General features: G+C 64.2%; 11 protein-coding genes. 2 read left to right on the top strand and 9 right to left on the bottom strand.

Annotation, left to right across the window (positions count from 1 at the left end; translation table 11 throughout):
• Positions 1–12: 12 nt before the first annotated feature.
• From F600_RS0104900 to F600_RS0104865, 8 genes are all read right to left on the bottom strand, one after another.
• The gene (locus F600_RS0104900) at positions 13–1,602 is read right to left on the bottom strand and encodes a GMC family oxidoreductase (protein ID WP_018159475.1); all 1,590 of its coding nucleotides are present in this window, start codon (positions 1,600–1,602) and stop codon (positions 13–15) included.
• A gap of 39 nt (positions 1,603–1,641) precedes the next feature.
• Positions 1,642–2,574 carry a 2-hydroxyacid dehydrogenase gene (locus F600_RS0104895; RefSeq protein WP_018159474.1) on the bottom strand — a complete coding sequence of 311 codons (933 nt, stop codon included), beginning with the start codon at positions 2,572–2,574 and terminating at the stop codon, positions 1,642–1,644.
• Complete coding sequence (locus tag F600_RS0104890; protein ID WP_018159473.1) at positions 2,574–3,488, bottom strand: hypothetical protein; 915 nt, start codon at positions 3,486–3,488, stop codon at positions 2,574–2,576. The genes F600_RS0104895 and F600_RS0104890 overlap by 1 nt, the downstream gene beginning before the upstream one ends.
• 24 nt (positions 3,489–3,512) lie before the next feature.
• On the bottom strand, positions 3,513–4,382 hold the full coding sequence (locus F600_RS0104885; RefSeq protein WP_051090737.1) for a serine/threonine-protein kinase: 870 nt from the start codon (positions 4,380–4,382) through the stop codon (positions 3,513–3,515).
• Between the two features lie 2 nt (positions 4,383–4,384).
• On the bottom strand, positions 4,385–6,091 hold the full coding sequence (locus F600_RS26995) for an ABC transporter ATP-binding protein (protein ID WP_162141389.1): 1,707 nt from the start codon (positions 6,089–6,091) through the stop codon (positions 4,385–4,387).
• A 589-nt stretch (positions 6,092–6,680) separates the two neighbouring features.
• Positions 6,681–7,931, bottom strand: a complete 1,251-nt coding sequence (locus F600_RS0104875) for an adenosylmethionine--8-amino-7-oxononanoate transaminase (protein WP_018159470.1) — start codon at positions 7,929–7,931, stop codon at positions 6,681–6,683.
• A 9-nt stretch (positions 7,932–7,940) separates the two neighbouring features.
• On the bottom strand, positions 7,941–8,615 hold the full coding sequence (locus F600_RS26990; protein ID WP_040630531.1) for a TVP38/TMEM64 family protein: 675 nt from the start codon (positions 8,613–8,615) through the stop codon (positions 7,941–7,943).
• Positions 8,616–8,698: 83 nt separating this feature from the next.
• The gene (locus tag F600_RS0104865; protein WP_018159468.1) at positions 8,699–10,609 is read right to left on the bottom strand and encodes an acyl-CoA dehydrogenase family protein; all 1,911 of its coding nucleotides are present in this window, start codon (positions 10,607–10,609) and stop codon (positions 8,699–8,701) included.
• 79 nt (positions 10,610–10,688) lie between these two features.
• On the opposite strand from F600_RS0104865, the gene F600_RS0104860 reads away from it, so the two are divergent.
• Positions 10,689–11,321, top strand: coding sequence for a TetR/AcrR family transcriptional regulator (locus tag F600_RS0104860; RefSeq protein ID WP_018159467.1), 633 nt, complete (start codon positions 10,689–10,691; stop codon positions 11,319–11,321).
• Between the two features lie 69 nt (positions 11,322–11,390).
• Positions 11,391–12,338 (top strand): oxygenase MpaB family protein, encoded by a 948-nt coding sequence (locus F600_RS0104855; RefSeq protein ID WP_040630596.1) that lies wholly within the window; start codon positions 11,391–11,393, stop codon positions 12,336–12,338.
• 61 nt (positions 12,339–12,399) lie between these two features.
• Here F600_RS0104855 and F600_RS0104850 read toward each other — a convergent pair whose 3' ends face one another.
• Complete coding sequence (locus tag F600_RS0104850; protein ID WP_018159465.1) at positions 12,400–12,573, bottom strand: CsbD family protein; 174 nt, start codon at positions 12,571–12,573, stop codon at positions 12,400–12,402.
• Positions 12,574–12,612 lie beyond the last annotated feature (39 nt).

Raw genomic sequence — 12,612 nt, 5'->3', positions numbered from 1 at the left:
AAGTAGTCGGGCTCATCCTCGCTTGATCAAGTCCGCCGCCTTTTCGCCGATGACGACCGACGGCGCATGCGTATGACCGCGGATAATTGACGGCATCACCGAGGCGTCCGCAACACGTAAACCCTCGACCCCGCGGACCTTCAGATCCGGCGTGACGACGCTCGATGAGTCACTGCCCATCCGGCATGTCGAGGTCGGGTGGTAGAGCGTGTGGGAGTAGTTCGTCAGCGCATCCACGAGGGTCTCCTCGATCGTTGCCTTCTCCTGTTTGGGCTGAGCGAAGGCACCCAAACGCGCACCGAGCGGAGCCGTGGTCACGATGTTGTGCGCGATGCGCAGACCGGCCATGATCGTCGCGCGGTCCGAGCCGTCCGGGTCGGAGAGGTATCGCGGGTCGACGATGACCTTCCCGGACGGGTCTCCCGAATCGAGCGTGACGGTCCCCCGACTTTTCGGCTGCAGCAGAATCGGGCCGAGCGCGATCGCGTGCCCGGTGGGGTCCGGGCCGATCCCCTCGTCGAAGAACGGCGCCGGTCCGAAGATGATCTCGAGGTCTGGATGGTCGAGTTCCGGCCTGCTCCGGACGAATCCGTATGCCTCACCGACGTTCGACGTGAGCATCCCCCGTCGGCGCGTGAGGTAGTTGAGCAGTTCGAGCGGCTTCTCCGCATCGAACAGCGTGTCCGAGTCGACCGAGAAGCCGATGAGCGAAACCAGGTGGTCGGTGAGGTTCTTGCCGACCTCGGGCGCGGCCGCGACAACCGGGATTCCGGCGGCCTTCAATTCCGCCGGGTCCCCGATCCCCGACAGCATGAGGATCTGGGGAGTGTTGATCGCTCCCGCGCAGACGATGATTTCCTTGGCCGCCTGGATCTGCCGAGCCTGACCGTTGTGCCGGTAGGACACCGATCGTGCGCGCGTTCCGTCGAAGCCGATCCGCTCCACGTTCGCGCCGGTGATCACCGACAGGTTCTTACGCTTGGATGCCGGCCTCAGATAGGCGTCCGCGGTGCTGCACCGCGCGCCGTTGCGCTGCGTCACACGCGTTTCGGTGAAGCCCTCCGGCGCGGGGGTGTTCGCACGTTCGACGAAGTAGCCGGCGCCGAGGGCCGCGGTGAGAAAGTCCCTCGTCCAGTGCCGTGGACTCCGCTGCTTCGAAATCGTGAGCGGACCGTCGTGCCCTTCGTCATCGGTCTGCGCATCGTAAAGTGCTTCGATCCGCGTGAAGTACTGCGCCACATTCGCGAACGACCACTGTTCGCCAGCCGCGGCGGCCCACTGGTCGTAGTCGGCCGCGAATCCGCGGACCCACATCATCGCGTTCATCGACGACGATCCGCCCAAGGTCTTGCCGCGCGGATAGAAGATCTTCCGATTGCCGAGTTCCGGCTGTGGCGCAGTCCGGTAGTTCCAGTCGGAATCGGTTTGGAACAACTTCGAGAATGCGGCCGGGATGTGGATGAACTTGTTCTTGTCCGGCCCACCCGCCTCGAGCACGACCACCGTGCTGCCTGATTGTTCGGACAGCCGCGAGGCGACGACAGCGCCCGCCGACCCGGTCCCGATCACAACGTAATCCGCAACTGCCGGAAGAGAAGCCATGCGCCCCACGCTAGCCCCGGACCGCACGCGCAGCCGGTATCAGACGACAGGTGTCTCCGGAACCGGCGTCAAGGCAATACCCCGGTCGAACCAGCTGACGATGTTGTCAAAGACGAGCTGACCCATTTGGGCTCTGGTGTACTCCGATGCGCTGCCGACATGTGGCAGCAGCACTACGTTGTCGAGCTCGAGTAGCTCGCGCGAAACCCGAGGCTCGTCGGGATAGACATCGAGCCCGGCGGCAGAAATCTTTCGAGTTCGAAGTGCGTCGATCAGCGCCGCTTCGTCGACCGTGGACCCGCGACCGATGTTGATCACAACCCCATCGGGCCCAAGCGCTCCGAAGACATCCGTGCTGATCAGGTTCCGGGTTTCCGAGGTTCCCGGCAGGACCACGATCAGGGTGTCACTCGCGGCGGCCAAGCCGAGCAGATCGCCATAGTACGTCCACTCAGCGTTGGGATGCGGTCTCCGGCTGTGATAGCCGACCTCAACGCCGAACGCCTCGACGCGTCGGGCGATCGCCGTGCCGATCCGGCCCAACCCGACTATTCCCACCCTTCGGTTCCGCAGGGTCAGAGGCGTCAGCCGGTATGGCCTGGATTCCCAGTTTCCGGCACGGAGGTAGCGCTCGGCCGCCGACAGTTCGCGCACAGTCATCAAGAGCAGACCGAGGGCCGTATCTGCCGTTTCATCGGTCAGGACGTCTGGCGTGTTCGTGACCACGATGCGGTGCGCGGCACAGTAATCGAGGTCGATGTTGTCGTAGCCGACGCCGAAGTTCGCGATCAATTCGAGTCGCGGATATCTGGCCAGGCGCTCGGCCGGGAGCGGCACGAAGGACCGAGCGATCGCGCGAACCGCCGGACCCTCATCCAGCGAGGGCTCGAAGGAGTCCGGGAATCGGCTGGCCAACAATGCACGCACGCCAGGACTGGCACCCAGTGACGTGACCTCGATCTCGCGGCCCATTACAGGGACACCGACTCGGCGGACGCGACCGGCGCGCGCCCCAACATCCCGAGCAATCTCAGTGCAGCGATGGCCAAGACCACAACGAGCACGACCCGAAGCTCACCATTCGGTACTGGGCGCAGGATCAACGACGCCACCTGCACCAGGCCGAACACCACCGCGACGACCGCAAGCGTGTGACGCCGGACCACCGTGATCGGCTGCCGGACGCCTGGAAGATACTGCGACGCAACGAGAATGAGCAGCGACGACGCCAACCACGTCAGCGACACCACTTCGAACTTGATCCCGAGGTAATTGCCCAACATCTCGGTGTCCCCGACCGTCGCAGACACGTGCGCGAGAGCCGCGAGCCGGTAGGCAGCGCGACCGCCGGGCGGCTGCGCGGTCCACGCCACGACACAGAACGCCAGCCCGACAAACCCGACGACGACCGCGAGAAAGCCCATCAGCCCAAGCAGGTTGTCCGCTTCGCCCGCAGGATGCCCGAAGAACCGGCCGAGGTCCCACATCACGCCGAGCCCGAGGGCGCAACCGGTGATGACGAGCAGGTCCAACGCGACCGACGTCAGCCTCCGGGCCGCCGGCGCCAGGCACAGTGCGACGATGCCCATGACCGTCACGATGGTCGCCGAATTGAAGATGACCGCGGATACCCAATCGGGCGCGCTGACCCATTTGGTGGAGTCAAACGCGATCATCATGTTGCCCAGACCATTGAGCAATTGCCCGAACGCGAGCAGATACCACGGCATCCGCAACTCGGGTGCGAGCCGCTGAGCAGCGAAGGCGCATCCCACCGCCGCGGCGAGCCCGGCAATGACCAGCAACCAGCCGACCGTCGCCGGCAGAAACAGCCCTATCGCGACCACCACAACACTCACTGCGAGAGCAGTCGTTTGCCGGGTCATAGCGACAGCGTACTTTTTAGGTGATCATCCCAACTGCGCGTCGAGTGTTGCTTCGAGCTCCCCCAGCCGCGGCCGCGCGGTCGGGTTGGGATCGAGACAGCCGTTGATCACGTTCGCCACGACACCGGGAAGCCGGTTGCGGGCATGCCCGGTCAGCGAGACCCGCCGGGTCAGCTGTCCGTACGGACCACCGTTCTTCGATTCCGGATACGGCTCGTGCCGGGTCGCGACCTCGTACAACACTGCTCCGATGCCCCAGACATCCGCGGAACCCGCAAGGTAGTCACCACGGGCTTGCTCGGGGGAAAGATACGCAGCCGTACCGATGCCGGCGCTGTACTTCCCCGGCGGCCGGGCGAGGTTGAGGTCGAGAACCTTGGCCAGCCCGTAATTCGAGACGATGTTCGACGGCTTGAGGTCCAGATGCAGCAGGCGACGGCCATGCAGGTAGCCGACCGCAGAGCACAGGTGCAATCCGAGCGCGCACATTCCATCCGGCGGGGTGAGGCGCCACCAGTTGTGATGGACAAGGTATTCCAGCGTCGCGCCCTCGAGTGTTTCCAGGATCATCGTGGTGCGCGGCTCCTCATAGAGGCCGTACGCCCGCACGATGTGCGGGTGCGTGCAGTCCAGGAGAAATTCCACTTCACGGCGCAGGTGCGCGCAGATGCGCTCATTGTCGGCCCGGTCCGGACGAACCATCTTGGCCGTGCAATTGCAGTGCCGCTCCTCGCTCCACACCTCATAGATGTCGCATTCCGGACCGCGGCGAATGTGGCGCATGACCCGATATCCGTCGAGAAGGTACTTTCCGGGCGCGACGGGCGGCTCGATGTCCGCGAGGACCGGTTGCGGCCCGGTGGGATGCCGATGCAAGAGACGACTAGCCAACATGTTCACCGCACGACCCTCAATTCCCCTGAATCCCCTGGTGTTTCCCCGCGAAGCCGCCACAGCCGGCGGTACACGCTGCTGCCGCGCAGCAAGCTCTCGTGATCGCCGATCTGAACGACCCGGCCGTGTTCGAGAAGCACGATTCGATGCGCTTCCTGCGCGAGCAGCAGGTTGTGCGAGATGACGATCGTCGTTCGGCCGGCCACCAACGCACGCAGCGGGTCGACCAGTCGACCGATCGACTCGGCATCGAGTCCGGTTGTCGGCTCATCCAGAATGAGGACGGGCGAATCCTGCAGGAGCGCCCGGGCCACGGCGATGCGCTGGCGTTGACCACCGGACAGTAGGTGCCCGTCCTGACCGAGTTGGGTGTCGTAGCCCTCGGCGAGCGTGCTGATGAATGCGTGCGCGTCGGCCGCCTTCGCAGCCTCGATGATCTGTTCGCGGGTCGCATCCGGGCGGCCGTAACTGATGTTGTCCGCCACGGAAGCGTGCAGAACGAGGGCCTCCTGACTGAGGATGCCGATGTTCGTGCGAAGGCTTTCGAGCTTGACCTTCCGGATGTCGGTGCCGTCGAGGTTGATCGACCCTTGCTGGACGTCATAGAACCGCACCATCAGTTTGGCAAGCGTCGACTTACCCGCGCCGGACGCACCGACGACGGCGACCATCTCGCCCGGGCTGACGTCGAACGTTATGTCGTGAAGGGCCGCGGTCTCCTTCGTCTCATAGTGGAACGAGACGTCCCGGATACTCACGGCGCCGGTCACCCGCCGCAGTGTCACGGCGTCCGGATGATCGGTCACCTTGGGTTTCTCGTCGAGCAGTTCGATGACGCGCTCGGCGCCGGCCAGCGCAGTGAACATCGTGCTCGTCAACTGACCGAGTGCCCGGATCGGCGAGAACAGTTCCACCAGGTAGGCCATGAAGACGAGCAATCCACCGATCGTGATCTGCCCATGAGCCAGCAGATAGATGGCGGCGCCGATGATCGCGGTGCCGCCGATCAGCTCGACGACCTCCACGATGACGCCGTAGAACCCCTTGATGCGGGCGGTTGCGAGCTGTGCGCGGAGAACGCCGTACCCGTCTCGGCGCAGCCGATCAGATTCGTGATCTTCGCGGTTGCATGCCTGGACCAGCGGGATCGCGGCGAGCGCGTCCTGTGCTCGCGCACCGACGACACCCGCAAGCCGGCGTTCTTCTCGCGCTGCATTGCGTCGCAGGCGTGCGACCGTCCGGCCGATCAACCCGAAGACCGGTGCGGTGAGCGCCGCGATCAGCGCGAGCTTCCACGAGATCACGAACAAGGCGATGGTGAAGAAGCCGATTTTGAAGAATAAAGACAGGCCCTGAATCGGGCCTGTGAGGGTGAAAGTCTGGATCGCGTCGACGTCGCTGTTGAGTCGTGTGAGCACGTCGCCGCGGCGTCCGCGGTCGAAGAAATCGAGCGACAACCGCTCCAGATGACGAAAAATCGTCGTTCTCAGGTTCAGCACAAAATTCGCGCTGGCCCACGTCCCCAGATAGCGCCCCAGCGCGCCGAGCGCGACGCTCGCGAGAGACAATCCGGCAAACGCAAGGGTCAGCGGTGCAAACATTGCGAATTCGTGCGGAACGATCACTTTGTCGATCAGGAGCTTCCACATCCACAATGCCGAGGCATCCGCCGCAGGGGCAATTGCGGTCAGCAGAACAACAAAGATCAACTGCCGTCTATACGGCCTCAGGAAAGGGAAGAATCGCCGCCCTACGGCCCGCAACTGGGCAGTCGGCGCGTCCGCGACGATGTTCTTGTCGTCTGCGGGAAGTGGCGATAAGAAGCGCTGAAGCCGGGCTCGCCAACCCGTACTCCCCTGCTCATGGCTCTGCCGCCGTGGAGCTGAATCACGCGGCGGCACAGTCATTTTCACTCGTCGACGAGTGTTGCCTTTCATCAGTTGAAACTGACGAGGGCAGCGCGCTAGTCGCTAGCGCTTAGCATCCACCCCAGCTGCCGCCAGAGCCCGAGCTGCTGCTTCCGCCGCTGCCCGATCCGTCGCCGCGGCCGTGCCATGCAAAGTAGTGCCGGTGCCATCCCATTTTTTACCTCCCGGTGAACCAATCCCCCGACTGCCGCCCTGGCTGAAATGTATGGGCGACATACATTCAGTAAACTCTCTGTTACAGACTTGTCAATGGGGATCTCGCTGTCAGACAATGACAATTTTCTTACGTCAATCTCACCTGGCACACAGACCGCTTCGGACCGGCTAACCACCGGCAGAAACAGACAAACAGATGATTGACAACGACCGATTAGCCAGCTTTTGCAGCGGCGTGCATGCCGGCGCACATCAACGCCAGGTCCTCAGCCGAACTGACGTACGGCGGCATGCAGTAAACGAGGTTGCGGAACGGGCGTAACCAGACGCCTGCGTCGACGGCGGCCTTCGTTGCAGCGGCCATGTCGACGGGGTGATCGAGCTCGATCACCCCGATCGCGCCACGCACCCGAACCTCTCCCGGTGCCCCGGCAAGCCCATCGAGAAGGGCCGCCTCGATTGTCGCGACGTCGGACTTCCAGTCGCGCGACAGCAACAGCTCGATGGACGCCACCGCAACCGCGCTCGCCAACGGGTTCCCCATGAATGTCGGGCCGTGCATCAGAGCGCCATGGCCGGCGCTGATCGTCGCGGCGATCTCCGGAGTGCACAGTGCGGCCGCGAGCGTCAGGTAACCCCCGGTGATCGCTTTGCCGACCGTCATGATGTCGGGGCTGACGACGGCGTGGTTCGCAGCGAACAGTTCGCCGGTGCGGCCGAAGCCGGTGGCGATCTCGTCGAAGATGAGCAGAACCTGATTGGCATCACAGATGCGGCGCAGGTCGGTCAGATATCGCGGATCGTGGAACCGCATGCCACCGGCGCCCTGAACGACGGGTTCGACGATCACTGCGGCGAGGTCGCTCGCCTGCCGCGCGATCTCGGTCTCCAACAGGTCGGCATACGCCTGGTCGTAGTCGCGCGGCGGCGCCGGGACGAAGATCTGTTGCGGCAGGACATCGGTCCACAGCGAGTGCATGCCACCCTCGGGATCGCACACGCTCATCGCCATGAACGTGTCGCCGTGGTAGCCCCCACGCCAGGTCAGGAGCCTGGACTTGCGGTTGTTCCCTTGCGCCCGCCAGTACTGCAACGCCATCTTGATGGCGACCTCGACCGAGATCGATCCGGAGTCGGCGAGGAACACCCGCTCGAGCCCCGGCGGCGTGATCTCGACGAGCAGCTCGGCAAGCCGAACCGCGGGTTCATGCGTGAGCCCACCGAACATGACATGACTCATGCGGTCGAGCTGATCTTTGGCCGCTTTGTCGAGCACGGGGTGCCGGTAGCCGTGAATCGCCGCCCACCACGAACTCATGCCGTCGACGACTTCCCGTCCGTCGGCGAGCGTCAGCCGAGTGCCCTGCGCGGACGTGACAACCAGCGGCTGCATCGACGGCGGGAAGCCGGTGTACGGATGCCAGACGAGGGCCTTGTCGGTTTCCGTGATCTGCGCAGGGTCCACGTTCGGAGCCTAGCTGCGGGGTTCTGCACTGTCGGACGGGGCAGGCGCCGCCGGCACCTCATGCCGCCTCTTCCACATCCGACGGACCCCCTCGAGCCCCACAATCGCCATGACGATCCAAATGACCGCGGCTGCGATGCCCAGCCACGGCGACGGGTTGTGGATGACCGCTCCCAGCGCCGTGTAGACGAAAGCCCTTGGTGCCGAACCGATCGCCGTACCGGCAGCCATCTGCCAAGCGGGAACACCCAAGGCGCCGAATGAGTAGTTGACCGGCGCATCCGGCATGCCGGGGATGAGTCGTTGCCCAGCCACGGCCCACAGTCCGCGGGTTTGAATCTGGTGATCGAGCCACGCGGTGCGCTTGTCCCCCAAGACTCGACGCGCGCCTTCGCGTCCGGCCACGCGGCCGCCGAAGGACGCGATCAAGGCCGAGACGATCGCTGAGCCGAGGGTGACGACGGTTCCGACAATCGGCCCGAAAAGGTAACCGCTGATCCCCGCGAGAATCGGCCCGGGCACGAAGATCGCACCGAGAACACCGGAAATGGGGATGTAGGCGAGCGGAGCGAACGGGCCGGCGCTCTCGATGGCGCCACGCACCGCATCCGGATCGATGATGCCGGTGGTGTGCACAACGAGCCACACCGCGAAGAGACCCACCACAAACAGCGCAAGGCGCACGACCGGATTGATGTCGCGCCCCTCTCCCCAAACGAGTCAGACGCCGCCGAGTGTATCGGCGGCGTCTGACGGTGGCACTACGCCTAGGGCTTCATCTCGTAGGTGTTGGCGAGGTTGCGTGCCATGTTCACTACACGCTCGAAGCGCTCCGGGTTGCCGACCGGTTCCCGAACCAGGTCGAGGGCCCGCTTCTTCTGCGCCGCGGTTGCGGTTGTCTTGCAGTGCAAGGTCGTGGCGTGCTTCGAGAAGTCGGTGACGAAGACCTCGAAGAGCTGGTCGAGAATGTCCGCATCGGTGTTCTCGATCTCGGCCTGCTCGAGGATGAGCTGCGCGTAGGGCAGGAGCGTGAACAGCTCGCCGATCGCGAACAGGAAGTCGACGTCACGCTGCTGCTCGGCGGTCGGCTTCGCCGCCACCAGCAGCGCCTGGAAGTCTTCGGCCTGCTGCGTGAACACCGCGACGTTCGGGATGTGCGAGAACTTGCGGAAGACCTCGCGCCAGTCGGCGAACGCGATCTTGCTCAGACCACGGCTCGGGCCCTGCTCGAACAGGAAGTCGTCGTTGACGGCGTCACGGCGACGGCTGATTTCCGGAACCACGGTCGAACGCAGCGCTTTCGGTGCACCCGGGATGCGCTCGGCAACCGGAACGACCGCGTGGCTGGCGGCGCGAAGACCAGTCGACAACGCACGTACGGCGCTCTTCGGAGCGGTGCCCACCCGGAGCGCCTGAAGTGCCGCCAGACCGGCATCGGCCGGCCGGAACATGAAGTTCGGCATGAACTTCAGCGACAGCGCCATGTTGACGTGCACGGTTCCTTCGAGGCGCGGAAGGCCGATCGAACCCATGATCGCCATGGGCAGGTACATGTCGTTCTCGAACCCGCGGGCGGCGATCACGTCCGCCAGGATGATCGTGATCTTCTCGCCCTCGCGAGTGACGTTCATCTTCTCGATGGCGTTGAACAGCAGGTAGCGACGGTCGTCCGCGTTGGCCGAACGCATGTAGTCGACGGCCCGCTCGCCATAGAGCCGCATACCCGCAAGGCGGGCAAACGCTTCGGCGGTCAGACGGCGGATCTGCGGGAACTCGGTGACACGCTTGCCGAAGAGGATGCGGTTCTCGGCGTGGGTCATCGCCTCATAAAGCGAGTGTTCGCATTGACCGACGGCGCCGAAGCCGAGGTTGAACTTGCCGACGTTGACGGTGTTCATCGCCGCATGGAAGGCGTGCTTACCCTCGTGCAGGATGTCTTCCTCGGCGACCGGGTACTCCTCGAGGTCGAAGGCCGCGACGTACATCTGCGCATCGACGACGTTCTTGCGGAGCTTGTAGTTCTTGTGCTGGCTGTCCGCCGCGAAGAAGACGTAGCCCTCGAAGTCGGAGTCGGGCTTGTAGCTCTCGATGTCCGAACTGTCGATGATCGGCATGTCCGAGCGGCGACCGAACACCGACACCATGCCGGCCTTGTTGCCGTTGCCGATGTAGTACTTGCCGCCGGTCGCGGAGAATCCGCCGCTCGCGTTCGGCGTGAGGACCATGTCGGTCGAGTAGATGTCGGCGCCGTGCTCCTTCTCCGAGAGGCCGAAGGCGAAGATGTCGCCTGCCTCGAGAAGGTCGGCCGCACGCTTGCGGGCGACGGCGTTCTTCGACTGCCAGATCGGTCCGAGACCGAGGATCGTGACCTGCCACACGTACCAGTACTGCATTCCGTAGAAGCCCAGGATGCGGCTGTACATCGTGATTCGGGCGGTGTCCCAGCGCTTGTCCGGGTCTCCGTTGGCCTCCGACGCGGGAGTCAGGAAGGTCGCGAAAATGCGTTCCTTCTTCTGCATCTCCAGGTACTCGGTGTACCAAACGCGGTCGCGATCCTGCTGCTTGAGCCACGTTTTGCCGCGGGATTCGAAGAAGTCGATCGTCGCCTGGAAACACTCGCGCGTACGCGCGTCGAACTCCGAGAAGTCCGTTGACTGGGGATTGAAGAGAGTCGTCACGGCCGGAAACGATACATCGATGAATCATTTTGATGCAACGGTGTAGCAATGTGTCCAACATACTTGCTACATTGACCGCGTGAACACGTCAACGAAGACGACTTCCAAAGCTCGTGCACCTCACCTCGGGCCGGAACGCCGCCGCCCCTTCGTCTTGGACGCCGCCCTCGATATCGCGGTCGCCTCCGGGATCGGTGCCGTCACCATTGGTGCCGTCGCGGACCACATGGGCGTCACTCGACCGGTCGTCTACAAGTGCTACGCGGACCGCGTCGAACTCATCCAGGCCCTGATCCAGCGCGAGGGCACTCTGTTGCTCGACGGCCTGCTCGACGCCCTACACTCCGCGGCCGGCAAGGCGCCCGAAGACGCGTGGATCACCGGTTTCACGTCGTTGCTGCGGTTCGTCGCGAGCCGTCCGGACACGTGGCGACTGCTGTTCTCCGCCGACCCGGACCCCGCACTGGTGACCCGCTTCACCATGGCCCGCCAGGCGCTGCGCTACCACGCCACAGATTGGATTCGTCCGGCGCTCGAGGCGTGGTGGGCAACCCCCGACCTCGACAAGAAGATGCCAGCCCTCATGGAGATGTTCATGGCGTCGTGTGAAGCCGCCGCGAAGTCTCTCCTCGACCCCGAATCCCCCTGGACTCCAGACGAACTCGGCGCGCTCTACGGGCGGATGATCTGCCGCGCGTTCGAAGCCGCCTGACCAATGTCCCTGATGCAAAGGAGCATCCAAGTGTCCCCAACCCAGACCCTCACCGGCACCGGACCGCGCATGCTGGCGCGTCAAGGCTTTCCGTTCGACGCCACGCGGCGTCGCGTGGACCACGGCTTCTTCGGCCCCGGCTCGCCGACGTGGAAGGTGTGGACGAGTCCGACTGCACTTCTCGGATTTCAGCGGTCAATTGCCGTCGAGGCCTTCGACCCCTTCCTGGCTGCTGCCGTCACCGACACGCAGGGCATCTACACCGATCCCATGGGCCGATTGGACAGCACTCTCACGTACTTCACGATCGTGGCGGTAGGCGACAGCCGATCCGCGATCGAGGCCGCCGAATTGCTCCAGAAGGTGCACGCCCGCGCGACCGGAATCGAACCGGTCAGCGGTAAGCGGTACAGCGCGAACGATCCCGACAGTCAACTGTGGATCCATATGACGGGCTGGCACTCGGTGTTGAAGTGCTACGAGATGTTCGGTCCCGGAAAGTTGTCCGCGGAGGATGAGGCCCGCTATTGGGCAGACTGCGTCATTGCCGCCGAACTCCAGACGTGTGACCCTGCAAAGGTTCCGACGAGCCGGGACGGTGTTCGCCAGTACTTCGAGGACGAGCGTTCTCGGCTGTGTTGGACCGAACATTCCGATCGCCTCGCGCGTCAGATCCTGTATCCCCCGGCCACCACGACGAACCCGATGATTGCCGCGGTCGCTCGACGCCTGACCCCTGCGGTCATCGCCACGTTGCCCCGGTGGATGCGCCAGCTCAGCAGCATCGACCAGAACGCAGCCATCGATGCTGCCGTCATCCCGACGATGAGGGCGCTGATGGCGTCCGTGACGCCACTGCCGATCCGCACTCGCGTCGCCCGGCTTGCCGCGCCTTCGTTGGTGTCGGTCTGGGAGAACGCCCTCCAGGGCGAACCCCCATTGACCGACACGATCGTCACCCCGACCGAAGCGCGCGCCCGCTACGGGCGCACGGCAGTCGCGGCTAGCGGCGACTGAGCGCTGCCCGGAAATGTAAAGCGGCGGTCCATCCCGGACCGCCGCTTTTTCACAGAAGCGCTCAGCTCTTGAAGGCGTCCTTGACGTTCTCGCCGGCCTGCTTCAGGTTGCCCTTGGCCTGGTCAGCTCGACCCTCGTTCTCGGTGCTCTTATCGTCCGTAGCACGGCCGAACGCCTCCTTGGCCTTGCCAGTGAGCTCTTCGGCCTTGTTCTTCGCCTTGTCGATAGCACTCATAACATCCTCCAGAATTCGAATCCCCGAATCGGTATTCGG

Origin of the sequence: Smaragdicoccus niigatensis DSM 44881 = NBRC 103563 (genome assembly GCF_000380645.1) — a bacterium.
Taxonomy (GTDB): domain Bacteria; phylum Actinomycetota; class Actinomycetes; order Mycobacteriales; family Mycobacteriaceae; genus Smaragdicoccus; species Smaragdicoccus niigatensis.
Note: the sequence above shows the minus strand (reverse complement) of the source record. Positions and strands in the feature narration are given on the sequence as shown.